We start from the raw sequence: 21,050 nt of genomic DNA on the forward strand, positions 1-21,050 counted from the left end.
TGCGGGCTCGAATCCCCGGCAGGCCAGGTGCCCAGTCTGCCTACGTAGGACGGCAAGGAAGCCAGTAAGAGCGGTTCAGGTTTTACCCGCCTGACATCTTGCCGAAACCGTTTTCGTGCGCGACGCTAGCGGCGGAAGTGACATCCACCACCCCGGTCGCGGCGGTAATGACGTGCTGCACGAGCCGCGCCGGATTCGGCGGGAGGCGGGGGCGCGATTTGGACGTTGCAATCTCGCGACATGCCGGACGGTCGCCAGTGGACCGATGCACACCACTGTCGCCAGATCTGCCTGGCGGTCACCGCGAGCGGTCGCGGTGGTCGACGGCATCGCCCTGGCGTCGCGGCTCCGGCCCGCCCCGGCGATACCAACGAATGAAGGACCCGGACTGATCCTCGCTCGCGGAACCCGCGTAGCGGCTCCCTCCGAACGATGAACCCTAGGAGAGCAACCATGATGAGAACCTTGAGCAGGCGCACTGCTCTGCGTTCATTGGCAGGAGTCCTCGTGGCGGCGCTGACCGTGGGCGTGGCCGCGTGCAGCAGCGACGACGGCGGCACGAGCGCGGCCGAGGCCGGGCCCAACGGCGTCGACGACGGCAGCGAGCTCACCCTGTGGACCCGCGCGCCCCTGGAGAAGCAGGCGAAGCTTCTCGTCGACGCGTACAACGCCGGCCACCAGAACAAGGTCAAGCTGACCGTCGTACCCAACGACGACTACGTCGCGAAGGTCGGTGCGGCGGCAGGCTCGGACGGCCTTCCGGACCTCTTCGCCGCGGACATCGTCTACGTGCCGAACTGGGTGAAGCAGGGCCTCTTCCAGGATCTCAGCGCCAACATCGACGGCCTCAGCTTCAAGGACTCCATCAACAAGGGCCACCTCTCGGCCGGCACCGTGGAGGGCAAGAAGCACGTCCTGCCCTTCGTGCTGGACCTGTCGATGCTGTTCTGGAACAAGCAGCTGTTCAAGGAGGCCGGGCTGGACCCGGAGAAGGCCCCGGCGACGCTCGACGAGTACGCCGCCGCCGCCAAGGCGGTCCAGGCGACCAAGAAGAACGGCGTCTACGGCACGGCGACCGGTCTGAACTGCGGCGGCTGCCTGGTCTTCACCTGGTTCCCGTCGATCTGGGCCGGCGGCGGGGAGGTGCTGAGCGAGGACGGCACCGAGTCCAAGCTCGCCGACGACACCGCCCAGAAGGTCTACAGCACCTGGAACGACCTGTGGAAGTCCGGTGCCGTTCTGCCCGCCTCCGAGGGTGAGACGGGTCCGACCTGGACCGCCCCGTTCACCGAGGGCAAGGTCGGTCTGATGCTCTACCCGGCGACGCTGCTCTCCTCCACCCCGTTCGACGTCGGTGTGGCCCCGATCCCCGGCCCCAGCGGTGGTGGCTCCACCTTCGTCGGCGGGGACGGCATCGGCGTGTCGAAGGACTCGAAGAAGGCGGCTCAGGCCTGGAACTTCCTCAGCTGGATGATGTCCGAGGACGCCCAGGTCGAGGTGCTGGCGAAGAACAAGGACGTGGTGTCCCGCGCCGACCTCGCGAACAACAAGTACGCCGCCGAGGACCCGCGGCTGGTCACCATCAACGAGGCGGCCGGCAAGGGCGACACCCCCGTCGCACTGAACTTCCAGCAGGCGTTCAACGCGCCGAACAGCCCCTGGCTGACCCTCGTCCGCAATCGGGTGCTGAACGGCAGCGGCGACCTGCAGAAGGACAACGGCGAGATCACCGCCGTGCTCAAGCAGTAGGTGCGCACCGCGGGCGTGTGCCGACCAATGCCTCCCAAGGGCCGGCACACGCCCACGGCGGGAAACGACCCGCAGGTGTCAGCGACCGCCCCCCCGCCGATCGATCGAGAGGTTCCCATGAGAGTCACCGCACCGTCTCGCCCGCCCAGTGCGGCGATGCGGGACCGTGCCCGTCCGCGCGGCCGTCAAGCTGTGCTGGGCTGGCTCTACGCGACACCGACCGCGGTGTTCGTCGTGGCGCTGTTCGCCGTGCCGCTGCTGCTCGTCATCAAGATGTCGGTGTCGAGATGGCCGCTGCTCTCCGGCGACCAGGGAGTCAACGCTCCCGACAACTTCGTGAAAGCGGTCAACCACCGGTTCTTCACCGACTCGGTGGTGTTCACCGTCAAGTACACCGTGCTCGCGACCGTGCTGCTCCTGGCCCTCGGCCTGGGGCTGGCCCTGCTCGTGCAGGAGTCGAGCCGGTGGAACAACCTGCTCCGTGCGTCGTTTCTGATTCCCAGCGCCCTCGGGCTGGCGTCGGCGTCCCTGTTGTTCTACGTGCTCTATTCGCCGTACGCGAGCCCACTGGCGCCGGTGATGGATCGTTTCGGCGTCACCTTCCTCGGTTCACCGACCGCGGCGCTCATCTCGACGACCTTCCTCATCGTGTGGCGCTACGCCGGCTTCTACATGGTGCTCATGCTGGTCGGCCTGCAGGGCATACCGGCGGACGTCTTCGAGGCCGCCCGGGCGGACGGCGCCAGCCGGTGGCAGACCTTCCGGAAGATCACCCTGCCGCTGCTGCGTCCGACCCTCGCACTGACGACCGTGCTCTGCGTGACCGGTTCCCTGCTCGCCTTCGAGCAGTTCTACATCCTGACCAAGGGCGGTCCGGACAACAGCACGATCACCGTCGTCCAGCTCATCTACATGGTGGCGTTCCAAGGTCAGAACGACCTCGGTGTGGCGGCAGCCCTCTCCGTCATCGTGCTGCTGGCCCTGGTCCTCATCAACGCGCTGCAACTGCGCGCCTTCCGGTCCGAGGAGAGCTGACGCCGATGGTCACCGCATCCCGTTCCCGCACCGGTCGCGGCGGGCCTCCGCCATCCGCAGCGGCGCCGGGTCGCCTCACCGGCCCCAGGGGTGTCACCATCGCCGGCATCGCGCTGCGCACACCGTACTGGGTGTTCTCCGGATCGGTGGGACTGATCTTCCTGGCTCCGCTCCTCTGGGCGGCCGTCGCCTCGGTGGGCCCGCGGGCCGGCACCAACCAGGTGGACGGCTGGGGCTTTGGCAACTACGAAACGTTGGCGAACTATCAGGCCGGCATCTGGCGCTACCTCGCGAACACGGCCTTCGTCGCCCTGCTCGCGGTCGCCCTGACGCTGCTGATCTCCCTCCTCGGTGGTTACGCGTTCGCCCGGTTTCGCTTTCCCGGCAAGAACATCCTGTTCCTGGTCACGCTCGCCATCCTGATGGTCCCGTACGCGACGTTGCTGATCCCGCTGTACGTGCTGCTCAACCAGGTGGGGCTGGAGAACTCTCTCGTCGGCGTGGCCCTCGTGCTCACGATGTTCCAGCTGCCGTTCTCCACATTCCTGATGCGCATCTCCTTCGAGGCGGTGCCCCGCGAACTGGACGAGGCCGCAATGGTCGACGGGTGCTCGACGTTCAGCGCTCTGTGGCGGGTGCTGTTGCCCGCGGTGAAGCCGGGCCTCATCACCGTCGGGCTGTTCGCGTTCCTCACCGCGTGGAACGACTTCATGGCACCGCTGATCCTCATCAACGACAGCGAGCGCATGACCCTTCCGCTCGCTGTGTCCAATCTGCGGGGCCAGGTCCAGGGTGTCGTCGACTACGGGGCGACCGAAGCGGGCGTCGTCGTTCTCGCCCTTCCGTGCATCGTCCTGTTCCTGCTGCTCCAACGACACTACGTGCGCGGCTTCATGTCCGGCGCGATGAAAGGATGACCATGAGCGGCACCGTACCTACGGCCGCCCCCGTCCTGCCGATCCGTGGCCGGCTCCGGCCGCTCGGGCTGGACCAGGTCCGGATCACGGGTGGATTCTGGGCCGAGCGTCAATCGATCAACGCCGCCGCGACCCTCCCGCACATCGAGCACTGGCTCGAGCGTGCGGGCTGGATCGGCAACTTCGACCTCGCCGTCCAGGGCGACCTGTCGCGCGATCGCCGTGGACGCGAGTTCTCCGACTCGGAGATCTACAAGTTCCTCGAGGCGATGGCCTGGGAGATCGGCCGGACCGGCGATGCCGAGCTGGAGTCGAGGTTTCGCGCCATCGTGCGACGGGTGGCCGCGGCGCAGCAAGCCGACGGTTACGTCAACACCAGGTTCGGTCGCCCAGGGCAGGCGCCCCGGTGGTCCGACCTCGAATGGGGTCATGAGCTCTACTGCGTCGGTCATCTCCTGCAAGCCGCGGTCGCCCGTGCCCGAACGCGTCCGGGCGCGGACGACGGGTTGTTCGAGGTCGCCCGCCGTGCCGCCGACAACGTGTGCGAGACATTCGGACCGGACGGCATCGACGGCCTCTGCGGGCACCCGGAGATCGAGACCGCGCTGGTGGAGTTCGCCCGGGTCACCGGCGATGACCGCTACCTGACCCAGGCCGCTCTCTTCGTCGACCGGCGGGGACACGGGCGGCTCAGCGATGTGGAATTCGGTCGGGAGTACTTCCAGGACGAACGTCCCGTCCGGGAGGCGACGGTCCTGCGGGGGCACGCGGTACGGGCGAACTACCTCGCCGCCGGCGTAGCCGACGTGGCCGTCGAACTGAAGGACGCCAGCCTGCTGGACGCGGTACGCACCCAGTGGAGCAACGGGGTGGCCCGGCGCACGTACGTCACCGGCGGGCAGGGCTCCCGGCACCAGGACGAGGCGTTCGGCGAGGACTGGGTGCTGCCTCCCGACCGTGCCTACTCCGAGACCTGCGCCGGCGTCGGTTCGGTGATGCTCGCGTGGCGGCTGCTGCTCGCCGACGGCGACCCCCGGTACGCCGACCTCATCGAGCGGACGCTGTTCAACGTGGTGTCGACCTCGCCGTCGGCCGACGGGCGGAGCTTCTTCTACACCAACACCCTGCACCGCCGCGAGCTCGGCACCCTGCCCGACGCCGACCGGCCCAGCCTGCGCGCGGCGGCCTCGCTGCGGGCGCCCTGGTTCGAGGTCTCCTGCTGCCCGACCAACGTCGCCCGTACCCTGGCCAGCCTGTCGGCCTACGTCGCGACGTCCGATGACGAGGGTCTCCAGCTTCACCAGTACCTGCCCGGCACCGTCGAGCACCGCCTGCCCGACGGGCGTGACCTGTGCGTGAGCATCGCGACCGACTACCCCCACGGTGAGCAGGTCCGGGTGCGGATCGAGAGCGACGACGACCGCCCCTGGTCGCTGTCGTTGCGGGTGCCCGGTTGGGCGGCCCAGGGTGCGACGCTGACCGTCGACGGAGACACCCGCCCGGTCGGTCCGGGCTTCGCCACCGAGAGCCGGACGTGGCGACGGGGCGACGAGATCGTTCTGTCCCTGCCGATGACGCCCCGGTTCACCTACCCGGACGCGCGCATCGACACCGTTCGTGGCTGCGTCGCGGTGGAGCACGGCCCCCTCGTGCTCGCCCTGGAGTCCGTGGACGTGCCCGGCGTCGAGACGGTCGACGAACTGCGCGTCGACACCAGCCAACCGCCCCGCCTCGTGCATGGCCGCGTCACCGTGCGCTGCCGGCGTGTCCATTCGCGCGACCACGACTGGCCCTACCGGGCCGACGCGGTCGAGTCGGCGCCGGTGGTCGGCGAGGACCTCGACGAGGTGGCGCTGGTGGAGTACCACGACTGGGCCAACCGAGGGCCCTCGACCATGCGCGTCTGGCTCCCGACAGCGCGCTGACCAGATGTCACGGGCCGAGAGGCTCCCTGATGTTAGCGCTAACGCTCGTATCCGCCGCCCGTTCAGCCGCACCGACGACAGGGAGGAAACGACATGATCCATAGACGAGTGAGGAGGGTGCCCCTCTGGGCCGCCCTGGCCGCGTTGGTGGTGGGAGGGGCGGTCGGCGTACCGTCCCCGGCCCACGCCGACAGCCCGGTCCTGCCGGGCAACGAGGGTGACGTCGGTGTCTACACCAACGGGCAGAGCCATGCCATGGAGATCGGCGACCCGGCCTACAGCAACGTCGGTGACGTCGCCAACCAGCTCAAGCCCGGTGTGCCGTTCACCGCGGGGAACATGCACCAGTCGATCTTCGAGAAGGACCTGGCCGCCGGCGGCACGGACTACTACCTCGACCGCGTCCTGGGCGTCCCCGGAACGCTCGGGTCGGCGGTGCTGATGACCCGGGGCCGCTCTCTCTACATGCGCGGCGCGAGCAACAACAACTTCACCATCATGGGCTTTGCCGGCAGCGCGTACGTCGGTGGCCCCAACAACCTCGGCAACCTGTACACCGTCACGGTGCCCGGGCAGACCGTCACCGAGGTCAACGCCAACCGGTTCAACGCGCCCAGCCACGCGAAGAGCCGGTACACGATCGGGACGACCGGCGTCACCGCCAACCAGACCAAGTTCATCACCGAGGACAACGTCGCCGTCACCGCCCTCGACTTCGACAACCCCGGCGACGCACCGGCCACCTTCACCGTCCGCGCCGCCTCACCGCTGGCCACCCAGGCCGGGCCTGGCGCCGCCACGCTGACCGGCACCCGCACCATCACCAGCGGCGCCAACAACGGGCTCATCGACACCGCGTGGAACTCGATCAAGGTCGACGTCACCGGTGCCGGCTTCAGTCGTACCGGAGCCAACCTGGACCGCGAGATCACCGTGCCGGCCGGCGGCTCGGTGTCGCTGTCGGTGGTCGGCGCCGTCTCCTCGGCCACCCTGACCAACACGGTCAAGAGCTACCAGGAGTACGCCGAGATGTCGCCGGCCACGGCCGTGCGCACCGGCATCACCGCGTTCAACCGTCGCTGGGCGCAGGACGTGCCCTACATCGACGTGCCCGATCCGGCGCTGGAGAAGGCCATCGTCTACCGCTGGTGGGGCGAGCGGTACAACACGCTCGACGCCAACGCGCCCGGCCACGTCTACCAGTACCCCACGACGATCGAGGGGGTGAACCTCTACCAGAACGCCGTCGCGCTGACCCAGCCGATGCATCTGCAGGACACCAAGTGGCTGCGCACGCCCTACCTGCCGTACGGCCAGGTGCTCAACATCGGCGAGCTGTCCGGCTCCTCGGCCTTCCTCGACAGCCCGGGGCACACGAGCTGGAACAACCACTACTCGCAGTACCTCGGCACCGCCGGGCTCGAGGCCTACAACGTGCACGGCGGCGGCAAGGAGATCGCCCGGAAGTTCGCCCGCTACTTCGAGGGCGACGGCGTCGGCCAGCTGGAGCACTACGACGGCAACGACGACAAGCTGATTGCCTACGACACCAACTACATGCCGGGCAACGACGCCGACGCAATCACCTTCGGCTACCCGAAGACCAACGCCGGCGCACCCGGCGCCCGCACCATCGAGCGCCCCGAGTCGGCGTACGTGTGGGGCGCGTTCGACGCCGCCCGCCAGCTCTACCAGCTCGCCGGCGCCGACCAGGGCAAGGTCGACGAGATGGCCGGCGGCGCCAACGCCATCCGCGCGGCGATCCTGGATCGGCTGTGGAGCCCCGACATGCGGATGTTCCTGGCCGGCACGTCGCACGGCGCCACCAGCGCGGCCAGCGCCAACGGCCGGCCCAACCCGCTGCCCGAGTCGGCCCGCGACCTGATCCCGGCCCGGGAGTCGAACCTCTACGACGTCTACGCCGAGAACCTCATCCCGTTCGACCAGTGGCAGAACTACGTCGACGGCTACCGCTTCCTGACCTACGGCGACAACTTCCCGATCTTCCCGTTCTACACCGCCAACCAGTACGACCGGACCGCCTACGGGATCGGTGGCTCCAACAACTTCTCCAACATCAACTTCACCGTGCAGTACCGCAGCGTCCGCTCGGCCCTGCGGCACTACGACCCGGAGCAGAAGTACATCACCCCGGCGTACGCCAAGCGGCTGCTGGACTGGATGGCCTGGAGCATCTACCCGAACGCGGACCTGCGCGCCCCGAACCAGGCGGAGTACTACTCCAACTGGAACCCGACCACGAAGACCTACAACCGCAACAACCCCAACCACGTAATGCTCGGCAACATGAACTACATCTTCGTCGAGGACATGGCCGGGCTCCAGCCACGCTCCGACGACAAGATCGAGCTCTCGCCCATCGCGTTCGGATACGACCACTTCATGGCCAACAACCTGCGCTACCACGGGCAGGACGTCACCATCGTCTGGGACCCCGACGGCAGCAAGTACGGCCTGGGCGCCGGCTACAGCCTGTTCCTGAACGGCGAGAAGAAGGTCAGCACCGACAAGCTCGGCAAGCTCACCTACGACCCGCGCACCAACCAGGTCCAGGCCGAGGCCGGCCTGACCGTCACGTTCACCGCAACGACCGGGGCCAACGTCCCGAGCGCGGTCGACACCCCCATCGAGGACACCCGCGTCGTCGAGTACCTGAAGACGGCCGGCATCGACCTCACCGAGGACGCGCCGAACCTGGCGGCGGGCGCCAACCTCAGCTCGTCGTACACCCAGCAGGGCGTGCGGCCGACGCCGTGGCGGCAGTTCCACACGCCCGGCTGGAGCACCACCTCGATGAACTACACACCCGGCGCCATCAAGGAGACCGAACGGCCGGTGTCGCTCGCGGCCGTGAACGACGGCGTCACCGCCAACGAGCCGTACTGGGGCAACTACGGCACAACCGACAAGAACGGCTACATCGAGCTGGACCTCGGCTCAGCCAAATCCTTCGACAACGTCAAGGTGTACGCCGTCAGCGACCGCCAGGCCGGTGGCTACCGCGAGCCCGCGCGCTGGTGGGTGCAGGTGCCCGACGGCGACGGCGGCTGGAAGGAGGTACCGGGCCAGTTCAAGAACCCGACCGTCCCGTCGGCGAAGTTCAACGAGGCGCTGTTCGACACCGTGACGTCGAACAAGCTGCGCATCGCCTTCACGAACAACCCGACCTTCTACACCGCGATCTCCGAGATCCAGGTGTTCGACTCCGGACGTGACGTACCGGAGGTCTCCAACCAGGCTCCCGTGGTCACCGCCGCGCGCGACGGCTCGGCGGACGGCAACCTGTCCACCATGCTGGTCGGCACGGCGTCCGACGACGGCATCCCCTACGACAGCGAGCTCACCTTCGGCTGGGAGACCGTCTCGGCCCCGCCCGGCGCGGGCGTGATCTTCTCCGACCGGAAGGCACTGACGACCAGGGTGACCGGCACGGTCGAGGGTGACTACGTGTTCCGGCTCTTCGCCAGCGACGGCGAGAAGCGGTCCGAGGCGACCGTGGCGGTGACCCTCGCCAAGCGGGAGGTGGTCGCCGAGTTCGGCTCCTCAGCGACGATCAGCACCAGCGGCACCTCGTCGTGGGAGAACCACCAGCGGGTCAAGGAGAGCACCACCCCGACCAGCTCGAACCCGGGTGCCGGAAACGGCTGGGGCAACTGGGGCCAGCCACAGAACGGCACCAGCCCGGAGCGGGAGGCGTGGATCCAGTACCGGTGGACCGCACCGGTACGGCTGTCGTCGACCGACATCTACTGGTACGACGACAACGGCGGCACCCGCCGGCCCACGGGCACGACGTACGCGATCGAGAGCTCCGCGGACGGCACCACCTGGACGCCGGTCACCCTCACCGGTGACTCGACGTACGCCGACGGGCTCGCCACCAACACCTACAACCACTTCGACTTCCAACCCGTCACGACCAGCTACCTGCGCATCCGCATCTGGGGCCTCATGGGCAGCGGCGCGGGAACCGGTGTGCTGCGCTGGCGCGCCAACGGCGAGACCGTCGACTCGGTGCGCTCTCCGGTGCTCATCCGGACCACCGTGGGTGCTGTGCCCACCCTGCCGAGCACGCTCGACGCGGTCTACGCCAGCGGCGCACGCGGCACCGTCGCGTTCAACTGGCAGGAGATCACGCCGGCGATGGTCGCCGAGACCAACGTCGAGCCGTTCGTGGTCTACGGCACGAACGACGCGTACGGCCTGATCGCCGAGGCGCGCGTCTACGTGCGGCCCGAGACGGCCCCGGGCGGCATCTCGATCCAGGGCGCCGAAACGTTCGAGCGGTCCGTCGACGTGGGCGAGCTTCCCCACCTGCCGAGCAAGGTGGAGGTCTCCTACAACGACGGCTCTCGCGACAACCAGGCCATCGGCGTCAACTGGGAGTTCGACGAGGACATCGTCGACACCCCCGGTCGCTACACCATCATCGGCAACCTGATCCTGCCCGACTACGTCAGTGAGGCCGGCGCCACGCGGACCACGCTGACCCTCACCGTGGGCGACCCGCCGGAGACCCCGACGTGGGACGTCGAGGTGCAGGCGCGCACGCAGTGCATCGGCACCACCGTCTTCGTCTCGGTCAACGCGCGCAACGCCGAGGACGTGCCGCTCACCATCGAGCTGATCACGCCGTACGGCTCGCGCACGGTGTCCGGCGTCGCCTCCGGGAAGTCCGCGTACCAGGCGTTCACCACCCGCGCCAAGACGGTGCAGGCCGGAATCGCGACGGTGAAGGCAACCGGCAGCGTCGACGGCCAGCCGGTGACGGCGGAGTTCGAGGCGCCGTTCGGCGCGCTCAGCTGCGGCTGACCCTTCGTGGTGGCGGCGCCGCACCGGCGCCGCCACCACCTCCGGACAACAGTGAGGAGATCGACACCGTGAACACCACCGTGGTGCGCGGCGCCGCCCCACCAACCCGCCGGCCGATGCGCCGGGTCCGCAGGGCGGTCGCCGCGGCGGCGGTCACCGGGCTCGTCGCCGCTGGCCTGGTCGGGGTCGCCGCACCAGCGCACGCCGCAGACTCGTACACCTTCACCAACACCGTCAATCCCATCCTCGGCGACGGCAGCTACTACTCGGCCGATCCGGCGCCGGTCGTCGTGCCGGCCGGCGCTCCCGGCAACGACAGTGGCAAGGACCAGCTCTACATCTACACCGGGCACGACCAGGCCGGGCCGTCCACCAACGACTTCATCATGAACGAGTGGGGCGCCTTCCGGACCACGGATGTCGAGGCGGGGGAGTGGACCCACTACCCGTCGCTGATGCGCCCGGAACAGGTCTTCGCCTGGGCGACACCGGGGCGCGCGTACGCCGGCCAGGTCGTCCGGGGTGTGGACGGCCGCTACTACTGGTACGTACCGATCAACGAACGGGACAGCCCGGCGTCCGACAAGTTCGCGATCGGCGTGGCCGTCTCGGACAGCCCGACCGGCCCGTGGACCGACCACGCGGGCGGGCCGATCATCTCCCAGCGGGTGCCGACGCCCAACACCATCCACAACATCGACCCGACGATCCTCATCGACGGCACGGCCCCGAACCAGCGGGTGTACCTCTGGTGGGGCTCGTTCAGCCAGCTGCGGATGATCGAGCTCCAGCAGGACATGAAGACCCCGGTCACCACCCAGCGCTCGGTCGCCGGCCTGACCGGCTTCTTCGAGGCGGCCTGGGCCTTCAAGCGCAACGGCACCTACTACATGGCGTACGCCGGGAACAACGCCGGCCCGACCTCGCAGTGCACCCCGGCGAACTACCACGCCTGCATCGCGTACGCGACGGCGTCGTCGCCGGAGGGGCCGTGGACCTACCGGGGCACGATGCTCCGGCCGGTCTCCTCGACGACGAGCCACCCGGGCATCCTGGAGTTCGACGGTAGGTGGTACATGGCGTACCACACGGCCGACGCCGTGGGCGGCGGCCATTTCCGCCGGTCGGTGGCGATCGACCCGGTCGAGTGGGACGACACGCTGAGCCCGCCGAGGCTGAAGCTCGTGACGCCGACGCCGGTCAGGGGGCCCGACCGCACGCCGCGGGCGAACATCGCCCAGGCGGCGACGGTCGCCGTCTCCAACCAGCCGGTGCCCACCCAGTACTGGGTGAAGGCGCTCAACGACGAGATCGTCCGGTCGAACCCGCTGCCACCGGACATGTGGGGGACCTGGACCGGCAACAACCCACCCCAGCAGTGGGTGCAGTACACGTGGGACCAGCCGATGCGGATCTCCGGTTCGCAGATCGACTTCTGGAACGACCAGCCCCAGGGCACCGGCACGGGCGTCGCCGCCCCCGCCCGCTGGCGCATCCAGTACTGGAACCTCGACAGCGGTCAGTGGGCCGACGTGCCGAGCCCGAGCGGCTTCCCGACCGGCACGCAGGGCTTCCAGGACACCTCGTTCGACCCGGTGACCACCACGCAGGTTCGCGCGGTGTTCGACGCCTCGACCAACGGCAGCACCTACTCGGGCGTGGCGGTCGAGGAGTGGAAGATCCTCGCCGCTCAGCCCGAGTCCGTTGCCCCGCCGGGAATGACGGTGGAGGTGGGGGAGACCCTGCTGCCCGACACTCTCCCGGTGTCGTTCGGCGCCGAGACGCTGCGGGTGCCGGTCTTCTGGGACCCGGTGACGCCGCAGGACGTCGCGACGCCCGGGACGTTCACCATCCAGGGCAGTGTGCTCGGCTACGCCGCCGGACGCGTCTCCGCCCCGGTCAGGGTCATCTCGCCGGATGACACCGAGGGCGACGAAACCGCGCCGACGCTGACGCTCACACCCAGCGGCAGCGCTGGCAGTGCCGGCTGGTTCCGGTCCGCGGTGCGGGTGCGCGTCGCCGGCGTCGACGACCGGGGCGGCCGGATGACCATCGAGTCCCGGGTGGACGACGGCGAGCCGGTCGTCGCGAGCGCCGTACGGTCACTGGACGCCAACGTCTCCGGGGACGGCCAGCACACCGTCACGGCGACCGCGACCGACCGCGCGGGCAACACCTCGGAGCCCGCGAGCCTGGCCGTCCGCATCGACGCCACGGCGCCGGCCAGCACGGCCACCGTGAACAGCGCCACCCGGGCGGTCACGGTGACCGCGAGCGACGCCACCTCCGGGGTCGCCCGTATCGAGTACGCCATCGACGCCGGAGCGTGGACCGCCTACAGCGGCGCCATGGCGGCGCCCGACCCGCACCGGCACACCGTGTCGTTCCGTGCGCTCGACGCGGCCGGGAACCTGGAGACCGCGAAGACGGTCACCATCCCGGCGGACCTGTCCGGGCCACTGACCGGCAACATCGGGCCCATCGCGACCCCGACGGCGTCCTACACGGCGGGTTGGAACAGCCTCGGCGCCCTCAACGACGGCGCCGACCCGGCGAACCCGAGCCAGGCGCAGGTCTGGGGGACCTGGTCCGGGACCCGTCCGGCGACCCAGTGGGTCCAGTACGACTGGACGCGACCGGTGCGCATCACCGGCACCGAGTTGAAGTTCTGGCGGGACTCCAACCGCGGCACCGGCGACGGCGTCGCCGAACCCGACGGATGGGTGCTGCAGTACTGGGACGAGGAGACCTCGGCCTGGCGTGACGTGACCGGCGCATCCGCCTACGGCACGAGCACCACCGCGTTCAACACCGTCACCTTCGATCCGGTCACCACGCCCCGGGTGCGGGCGACGATCCGGGCCAACGGGAACGGCACCACGTACTCCGCGGTCGCGATCACGGAGTGGCGGGTCGTCGCCGACGACCCGGGCGCCCAACCCGAGTTGCCCGTCACGGTCAGCGCGCAGGCGCGGTGCGTCGGCGGCAAGGCGTACGTCGCGGTTCAGGCGCGCAACGACCACGACGCACCGGTGGACATCGTCCTGGAGACGGCCTACGGCCGTCGTTCCATCGCCAACGTGGCACCCGGTGCGAACGCCTACCAGTCGTTCGCCACCCGGACGGCCTCGGTGCCGGCCGGCTCGGCGACCGTCCGGGCCACCGGGCCCATCAACGGTGTGGACGTGACCACCGTCCGCACGGCAGACCACTCCGGCGCCGACTGTGCCGGCGATCCCCTTCAGGCCCCGTAACCACTAGTGACGATGGAGTAGCAGATGAACACAGGGAACCGTAGGCGGCTGCTCGCGGCCGGTGCCGCGGGTGCGGTGCTGGTCGGGACGGTGGCGTTGCAGGCGCCGGTCCAGGCCGAGCCCGACGACAGCGCCGACGTGCGGGTGACGGTCGACATCGAGGAGATCACCGAACCGGGCGTGCTCGCCATGTCGATCGCCGGCAACTCCGTCGCGCTGTCCGAGGACGGCTCGACCCTGCTGGTCCGTCAGTTCGTCGGCAGCCTGCCGACGGTGACGGTCACCGACACCCGTACGGCCGAGGAGGTGCCGGACAACGCCGCCTGGGCCGTGCTGGGTAGCGCCACCGACTTCGTCGGCGGTGCCGCCCAGGCGCCGATCAGCGCCGGCCATCTCGGCTGGAAGCCGCGCCTTCTCGACGGCGGTGACACCGGCCTGGTCACCGAAGGCGAGGAGGTGGTGACCGTCCTGGACGAGCCGACCCAGCCCGGCAACAACGTGGGCCTGGTCGACCAGGAGCTGCTGGTGTCGACGTTCGACTCCGAGGCGGTCACCGGCGACGCGTACTCGGTGGACGCCGACCTGTACCTGCGGACCCCGGCGGATGTCGCCGCCGGCTCGTACACCTCGACGTTGACCCTCTCCCTGTTCGAGTGACGCGCCGGGTGGGGGCCGCGTCACCGTGGCCCCCACCGTCACATCCCTCCGTCGAAGGACCCCGCGATGACCCGGACCTTGCCGCGGACGCCGCTGCGACTGCTAGCCGTGCTGGCCGCAGTGTTCGTCACCGTGCCGATCGCACCCGCCACCGCGGTGGCGGAACCAACCAGCCCGACGCTGACCTGGGCGGTCCAACCGGCCAACCAGCAGGGCCCGGACGGCCGCCGGTGGGTCGAGCGCACGCTCGACCCGGGCCAGGTGGTGACCGAGCACCTGGCCGTGCGGAACCTCAGCGACGGCGCGGTGGTCTTCGCGCTGAAGGCGGCCGACGGCTACCTCACCGACAAGGGGCGCTTCAACATGCTCCCGTCCAACCGTGAGTCGACGGACGGTGGCACCTGGATCAGGGTGCAGAAGACGGTCAGCGTCGGGCCGAACCAGACGAAGGTGGTGCCGTTCACCATCACCGCGCCCAACGACGCCACGCCCGGGGACCACCCGGCCGGCATCGCGGCGGCGGTCACGAGCGCGGGAGGCACGGTCGCCGTCGAGAGCCGGGTCGGGTTCCGGGTCATGCTGCGGGCCAGCGGCACGGTCACCGGGTCCCTGGCGATCAGCGGGCTGACCGCCAGGTACGAGCGCTCGTGGAACCCGTTCTCGGCCGGCACCGTCCATCTCAGATACACCACGACGAACGACGGCAACATCGCGGTGACCGGCACCGGCCGGACGGCCGCCACCGGTCCGCTCGGGCTGGCCGCACGGCAAACCGCGACGACCGTCGAGGAGACGCTTCCCGGGGGCACCCGGGAGGTCGGCGCCCGCCTCGACGGGGTCTGGGCGCTGGGCCGACTCCAGACGCGCGTCGACCTCACCCCGGCCATCCTCAGCGGTGACCCGGCCGGCGCCGAGATCAAGCCCGCCACCGCCACCGTCACGATCTGGGCACTGCCATGGCCGCAACTGGCCCTCGCCGCCGCGCTCGCAGCCCTCGCCCTCGCCATCCGGAACACCGTCCGCCGACGCCGGCGGCGAATCGCGCAGCTGCTCGCCGACGCCCGGAACGAGGGCCGGGCGGAAGCTCGGACGTCGGCCCTGGCTGGTAACGCCGCGAAGTCCTCCTAATTTCCCCCCGCCCGAAAGGACGATCCGCAATGGTTGAATCCGACAAGATGCCCGTCAGCCGACGTCAGGTACTTCAGGCATCGGCCATTGGCGCCGCCGCCGTGGCCACCGCGGGCGCGCTCCCGGCGACCGCTGCCGAGGCGGCGACGGCCACCGGGACGACGACCGCCCCGACCGCCCTGGGCGCGACCCCGGCCGATGCCGGTCCCGGCGGCACCGCCCCGGTCAGGCCGTTCCAGCTGCGGGAGGTGAAGCTGGGCGACGGCCTGCTCCAGGAGAAGCGCGACCGCATGAAGAGCTATCTCCGGCAGTTCGACGAGCGGCGGTTCCTTGTGCTGTTCAACAACCAGGCTGGTCGGCCGAACCCGGCGGGCGTTTCCGTCCCGGGGGGCTGGGAGGACGGTGGACTGCTCAGCGGCCACTGGGCCGGCCACTTCATGACCGCCTTGGCGCAGGGCTACGCGGACCTTGGCGAGCCGATCTTCAAGACCAAGCTCGACTGGATGGTCGATGAACTCGCGGCGTGCCAGGCCGCGATCACCGCGCGGATGGGCGATGGCGGCCCGGGCGGTGAGGAGCCGCAGGAGCCGCAGATCGGCCGGGTGCCGGGCCGCTTCGGCAGCGCGCTGCGCCTGAACGGCCCCAGCCGGGCGCAGCACGTGACCCTGCCGCAGGAGGCGATCAGCCAGCTCGCCGACTTCACGATCGCCACCTGGGTGAACCTCGGCTCCACTCAGAGCTGGAGCCGGCTGTTCGATTTCGGTCAGAACACCACGGTCAACATGTTCCTGACCCCGCGTGCTGGGGTTACCGGCAACGTGCCGCGGTTCGCGATCACGGTCAGCGGCAGCGGTGGGGAGCAACGGATCGACGGTAACGCGGCGTTGCCGACCAACCAGTGGGTGCACCTGGCCGTCACCCTCACCCAGCAGACTGGCACGCTGTACGTCAACGGTCAGCAGGCCGGCCAGAACACGAACATGACCCTCAGCCCGGCCAACCTCGGGAACCCCGGCAACCGGTGGATCGGGCGGTCGCAGTACGGCGATGCGTTCCTGGACGCGAGCATCGACGAGTTCCACATCTTCGACCGGGCCCTGAGCCAGGCCGAGGTCCAGTCGATGCTGGACTCGCCGACCGGGAGCACCGCCGGCGGGTCGATCGCCTGGTACCGGTTCGAGGAGCAGGGCGGTACCGCGATCAAGGACGCCTCGCCCAACGGCCGGGACGGCGGCATCGTCGTGGCCCAGAGCAGCGGGGCCGCCGACTGGGTGCCGACCCACCCGGGTTATCTGGGCGCGCTGCCGGAGGACACGGTGCTGCGGCTCGGTCCGCCGCGGTGGGCCGTCTACGGCGGCAACGCGGCTACCAACACGTGGGCGCCGTGGTACACGCAGCACAAGATCATGCGTGGTCTGCTCGACGCGTATTACCACACCGACAACCACAAGGCCCTCGACGTCGTGGTCAAGATGGCCGACTGGGCGCACCTCGCGCTGACCATCGGGGACAAGAACCACCCCGCGTACGCGGGCCCGATCACCCGGGACAACCTGAACTACATGTGGGACCTTTACATCGCCGGCGAGTCCGGCGGCGCGAACGAGGTGTTCCCCGAGATCTACGCGCTCACCGGCGACGCGAAGCACCTGGACACCGCCAAGCGTTTCGACAACCGCGAGTCGCTCTTCGACGCCTGCGTCGAGAACCGCGACATCCTGGTCACGACGCCGGCCACCAGGCCCGGTCGGCGCCGCCCGGATCGGCTGCACGTCAACATGCACATGCCGCAGTTCGTCGGCTACATGCGTGTCTACGAGCACAGCGGGGACCCCGAGTACTTCCAGGCCGCCAAGAACTTCTTCGGCATGCTCGTGCCGCACCGCAGGTACGCACACGGTGGTTTGGGCGGCAACTACCCCGGCTCCAACAACAACACCGAGTTGTTCCAGAACCGGGACAACATCGCGAACTCGATCGCCCAGGGCGGCGCGGAAACCTGCAGCGCGTACAACCTGCTCAAGCTGGCCCGCAATCTGTTCCTGCACGAGCACGACCCGGCGTACATGGACCACTACGAGCGGGGGCTGTTCAACCAGATCGCCGGCTCGCGGGCCGACACGACCAGCGTCAGCAACCCACAGGTCACCTACTTCCAACCGTTGACCCCGGGCATCACCCGCAGCTACGGCAACACCGGGACCTGCTGCGGCGGGACGGGCCTGGAGAACCACACCAAGTACCAGGAGACGGTCTACTTCAAGTCCGCCGACGGCAACACCCTGTGGGTCAACCTGTACGTACCGTCGACCCTCACCTGGGCCGAGAAGGGCTTCGTCGTCACTCAGGAGACCAACTACCCGCGCGAGGACCACACCAAGCTGACCGTCAACGGCAGCGGCCAGCTCGACATCAAGCTGCGGGTGCCGGGCTGGGTCCAGAAGGGCTTCCACGTCACCATCAACGGCGTCAGCCAGGACGTCGACGCGAAACCCGCCAGCTACCTGACGTTGAGCCGTACCTGGGCGCCGGGCGACACCATCGAAATCCGGATGCCGTTCAGCATCCGGATCGAACGGGCGATCGACCGTCCCGACACGCAGTCGATCTTCTGGGGGCCCCTCCTCATGCAGATCCTCGGCAACCCCGGCAGCGGCAACTACCGCGAACTCTCCCTCTACCGCCACCTCAAGCGCGACGGAGACTACGCCCGCGCGGCGATCACCGCCACGGGCACCACGCAGGCGGGTGACGCGCTCTTCACCACGCACGGCTTCAACCTGCGGCCGTACTACATCGGCGACGCCCAGGCCGCCTCGTCGTACTTCCGGCGGATCGAGCCGACGATCGTGTTCGGGTCGGTCGACACCGGGGTGCCCAACCGAAAGCGGAACGACGGGCTGCCGAACTACGACGTACCCGTGGCGGGCATTCCATCGCCGGGCAGTGACGGCCCGACCTTCCTCGACCTGGTCTGGGATCAGGCGCCCTTCACGAACCACGGCCAGTTCGTGTCGACCGTCAACCACGTCGCGCAGGCGTTCGTCGAGGCCGGAATCCTCAGCGAGCAGGAGAGGTCGATCGTCGTGACGAGCGCGGCTGAAACGAACAAGGAGCTCGCTCCGTAGGCCTCGCCCGGCTGCTGTGCTGGACGGCCGTGGCCCGGTCGACCCGACCGGGCCACGGCCCTTCCGGCGCCGCCGCCGATCGACGGCGACCTGGTGTTGGTTTCGAGAGGTTTCGGGACGGGGCATCCCTGCCTGTGCAGGGCGCCAACCTCCCCGTGTAGCCTTCGGCCCAGGTAGGGGGTCCGGGCGTCCCGGTGGACCACGCCCGACGCCGCAACATTCCCGAAAAGGTTTTAGGATGTGCTTCCGCTGGCTGATCGACAAGACACCCGGCGACGGCCTCGCCGACGCGCAGCGCACCTGTGTCGGTCGCTGAGAGGGAGCATCGCATGACCACCGAGCCCGAGGTCCCCGCCTACCGTCCGCCCACGCTCACCGATGTCGCCAGGCTCGCCGGGGTGTCCGTCGCCACCGCGTCCAAGGCGATCAACGGTCGCGGTGAGGTGCGGTCGACCACGAGAGTCCGGGTGCTGGAGGCTGCCGAGCTGCTGTCCTTCGCGCCGAACGCCCTGGCCCGCGGGTTGCTCAGTGGGCGGACCGGGACCGTCGGCCTGCTGACGAGCGACCTGGAGGGGCGCTTCTCGATCCCCATCCTGATGGGCGCCGAGGACGCGTCGGGGGCCGGCCAGGTCTCGGTCTTCCTGTGCGACGCGCGCGGCGACGCGATCCGGGAGAAGCACCACGTGCAGGCGCTGCTGTCCCGGCGGGTGGACGGCCTGATCGTGGTGGGCTCACGCACCGATCCCCGCCCACCGCTGGCCGGCAACATTCCCGTGCCGGTCGTGTACGTCTACGCCCCCTCCGCCGACCCGGCGGATATCTCGATCACGGTCGACAACGTGGGAGGTGGGCGGCTCGCCATCGAGCATCTGCTCGCGTGCGGCCGGCGCACCATCGCCCACATCACCGGGGAAGCCGGGTTCCAGGCGGCGAGGGACCGCGCGGAGGGCGCGGCGGCCGCCCTCGCCGCCGCCGGGCTGAGGATGGTCGGCGACCGGCCCTACTTCGGGTCGTGGGACGAGTCCTGGGGGAGGGCCGCCGCGCACATGGTCGTGGAGCAACATCCCGAGGTCGACGCGATCTTCTGCGGCAGCGACCAGATCGCACGTGGTGTCCTGGAGACGCTGCGTGACTTCGGACGCGACGTGCCGCGCAGCATCTCGGTGATCGGCTTCGACAACTGGGAGGCCATCGCCGCGGACTCCCGCCCTCGGCTGACCAGCATCGACATGAACCTGAAGCACCTCGGCGAGGTGGCCGGCCAGCGGCTCTTCGCGGCGATCGAGGGTGCCGCGCCCAGCTCGGAGGAGTTTCCCGGTCGCGTCGTGATGCGCGAGTCGACCCTGCCCGTCGGCTGAGCACCGGCGGCCGTCACCCGCGCGCCACCGAAGGCCGCGGCCTCAGCGGTGGAGCACCGGGCCGGTCGACTCCCGCACCACGAGGCGGCCGGGTTGCCGGATGACCCCGGCGCCGGGGTTGCCGTCCATCGCGGCGAAGAGATGGTTGACCGCGGCGGCCCCGAGTTGTTCGAGATTGAGGTCCACGGTGGTCAGGGGTGGTCGGCAGTCGGCCGCGAAGAACTCCCAGTTGTCGTATCCGACGAGCGCCACGTCGTCGGGGATCCGCCGACCGAGGTCGCGCAGGGTGTCGGCGGCGCCGGCGGCGACCTGGTCGTTGCCGCAGAAGATCGCGTCCACGTCCGGCCGGGCGGCGAGCAGCAGCCGGGCGGCGTGCCGGCCCCATCGTTGCGACCACTCGCCGTAGAGCGGATCGCCGGCTGGGGTGAGCCCCGCCTCGGCGAGCACGGTTCGCAGTCCGGCGGCGCGATCACGGGCCGCGCGGTAGGTGTCCGGCCCGGTGATGTGCCCGATCCGGCGGCGGCCGTGCGACACCAGGTGTTCGGCGGCGAGCCGGGCGCCGCCTTCGTCGTCGGCGACGATCGACAGGTCGTTCGGATCAGTGGACTCGGCGTAGGCGTAGACCACCGGGACCGGGATGTCCTGTGTCAACGACGAGCGCAGGTCGTTGCTGTCGCCGACCACGATGAACCCGTCGACCTGGCGGGCGAGCAGGGTGCGGATGTAGTGCTGTCGGCGGATCGCGTCGCCACGGGCGTCGCAGAGCAGCACGGACATCTGCCCGTTGCCGAGGGCGTTCTCGGCGCCGAGCAGGATGGGTATGGCGAACCGGCCGCCGAGTTCGTCGGTGAGCAGCCCGACCGTGCGGGTGCGCCCGGAGATCAGTCCGCGGGCCAGCACGTTGGGCTGGAATGACAACTCGGCGGCAGCCCGCAGCACCCGTTCCCGGGTTTCCGGGGCGACCTCGGCGCGGCTGTTGAGTGCCTTGGACGCGGTGGCCACGGAGGTGCCGGCGCGGTTCGCCACGTCGCTCAACGTCACTGACTGGGATCGTCGTCGGCCCACC

At 69.6% G+C, this 21,050-nt stretch carries 11 protein-coding genes; 10 read left to right on the plus strand and 1 reads right to left on the minus strand.

Annotated elements, in window-relative coordinates:
- Positions 1 to 507 precede the first annotated feature (507 nt).
- The 10 genes from BUS84_RS04920 to BUS84_RS04965 all read left to right on the plus strand — a co-directional run bounded on the left by BUS84_RS04920 (position 508) and on the right by BUS84_RS04965 (position 19,984).
- Positions 508 to 1,749, plus strand: a complete 1,242-nt coding sequence (locus BUS84_RS04920) for an ABC transporter substrate-binding protein (RefSeq protein WP_244298382.1) — start codon at positions 508 to 510, stop codon at positions 1,747 to 1,749.
- Between the two features lie 156 nt (positions 1,750 to 1,905).
- Positions 1,906 to 2,784: a carbohydrate ABC transporter permease gene (locus BUS84_RS04925; RefSeq protein ID WP_244298383.1), complete on the plus strand. Its 879-nt coding sequence runs from the start codon at positions 1,906 to 1,908 to the stop codon at positions 2,782 to 2,784.
- A gap of 5 nt (positions 2,785 to 2,789) precedes the next feature.
- Positions 2,790 to 3,701: a carbohydrate ABC transporter permease gene (locus BUS84_RS04930; protein ID WP_074309101.1), complete on the plus strand. Its 912-nt coding sequence runs from the start codon at positions 2,790 to 2,792 to the stop codon at positions 3,699 to 3,701.
- 2 nt (positions 3,702 to 3,703) lie between these two features.
- Positions 3,704 to 5,626: a glycoside hydrolase family 127 protein gene (locus tag BUS84_RS04935; RefSeq protein ID WP_074309102.1), complete on the plus strand. Its 1,923-nt coding sequence runs from the start codon at positions 3,704 to 3,706 to the stop codon at positions 5,624 to 5,626.
- Between the two features lie 108 nt (positions 5,627 to 5,734).
- Positions 5,735 to 10,459: an Ig-like domain-containing protein gene (locus tag BUS84_RS04940; protein ID WP_244298384.1), complete on the plus strand. Its 4,725-nt coding sequence runs from the start codon at positions 5,735 to 5,737 to the stop codon at positions 10,457 to 10,459.
- A gap of 116 nt (positions 10,460 to 10,575) precedes the next feature.
- Positions 10,576 to 13,713, plus strand: a complete 3,138-nt coding sequence (locus tag BUS84_RS04945; protein WP_074312108.1) for a family 43 glycosylhydrolase — start codon at positions 10,576 to 10,578, stop codon at positions 13,711 to 13,713.
- Positions 13,714 to 13,737: 24 nt separating this feature from the next.
- A complete protein-coding gene (locus BUS84_RS04950; RefSeq protein ID WP_074309104.1) occupies positions 13,738 to 14,370 on the plus strand; it encodes a hypothetical protein in 633 nt (210 codons plus the stop codon).
- 66 nt (positions 14,371 to 14,436) lie between these two features.
- Positions 14,437 to 15,498, plus strand: a complete 1,062-nt coding sequence (locus tag BUS84_RS04955; RefSeq protein WP_074309106.1) for a WxL protein peptidoglycan domain-containing protein — start codon at positions 14,437 to 14,439, stop codon at positions 15,496 to 15,498.
- Between the two features lie 29 nt (positions 15,499 to 15,527).
- The gene (locus tag BUS84_RS04960; protein ID WP_074309108.1) at positions 15,528 to 18,626 is read left to right on the plus strand and encodes a beta-L-arabinofuranosidase domain-containing protein; all 3,099 of its coding nucleotides are present in this window, start codon (positions 15,528 to 15,530) and stop codon (positions 18,624 to 18,626) included.
- 329 nt (positions 18,627 to 18,955) lie between these two features.
- A complete protein-coding gene (locus BUS84_RS04965) occupies positions 18,956 to 19,984 on the plus strand; it encodes a LacI family DNA-binding transcriptional regulator (protein WP_074309110.1) in 1,029 nt (342 codons plus the stop codon).
- Between the two features lie 42 nt (positions 19,985 to 20,026).
- Here the strand turns inward: BUS84_RS04965 and BUS84_RS04970 are convergent, their stop codons facing one another.
- On the minus strand, positions 20,027 to 21,049 hold the full coding sequence (locus BUS84_RS04970; RefSeq protein ID WP_074309111.1) for a LacI family DNA-binding transcriptional regulator: 1,023 nt from the start codon (positions 21,047 to 21,049) through the stop codon (positions 20,027 to 20,029).
- Between the last annotated feature and the right edge of the window lies 1 nt (position 21,050).

Origin of the sequence: Micromonospora cremea, assembly GCF_900143515.1 — a bacterium.
In the GTDB taxonomy this organism is placed as follows: domain Bacteria; phylum Actinomycetota; class Actinomycetes; order Mycobacteriales; family Micromonosporaceae; genus Micromonospora; species Micromonospora cremea.

Coding starts and splice junctions, on each gene's coding strand:
- BUS84_RS04955 (WP_074309106.1), top strand. CDS start 14,437: ATGACCCGGACCTTGCCGCGGACGCCGCTGCGACTGCTAGCCGTGCTG.
- BUS84_RS04950 (WP_074309104.1), top strand. CDS start 13,738: ATGAACACAGGGAACCGTAGGCGGCTGCTCGCGGCCGGTGCCGCGGGT.
- BUS84_RS04930 (WP_074309101.1), top strand. CDS start 2,790: ATGGTCACCGCATCCCGTTCCCGCACCGGTCGCGGCGGGCCTCCGCCA.
- BUS84_RS04935 (WP_074309102.1), top strand. CDS start 3,704: ATGAGCGGCACCGTACCTACGGCCGCCCCCGTCCTGCCGATCCGTGGC.
- BUS84_RS04945 (WP_074312108.1), top strand. CDS start 10,576: ATGCGCCGGGTCCGCAGGGCGGTCGCCGCGGCGGCGGTCACCGGGCTC.
- BUS84_RS04965 (WP_074309110.1), top strand. CDS start 18,956: ATGACCACCGAGCCCGAGGTCCCCGCCTACCGTCCGCCCACGCTCACC.
- BUS84_RS04960 (WP_074309108.1), top strand. CDS start 15,528: ATGGTTGAATCCGACAAGATGCCCGTCAGCCGACGTCAGGTACTTCAG.
- BUS84_RS04925 (WP_244298383.1), top strand. CDS start 1,906: ATGCGGGACCGTGCCCGTCCGCGCGGCCGTCAAGCTGTGCTGGGCTGG.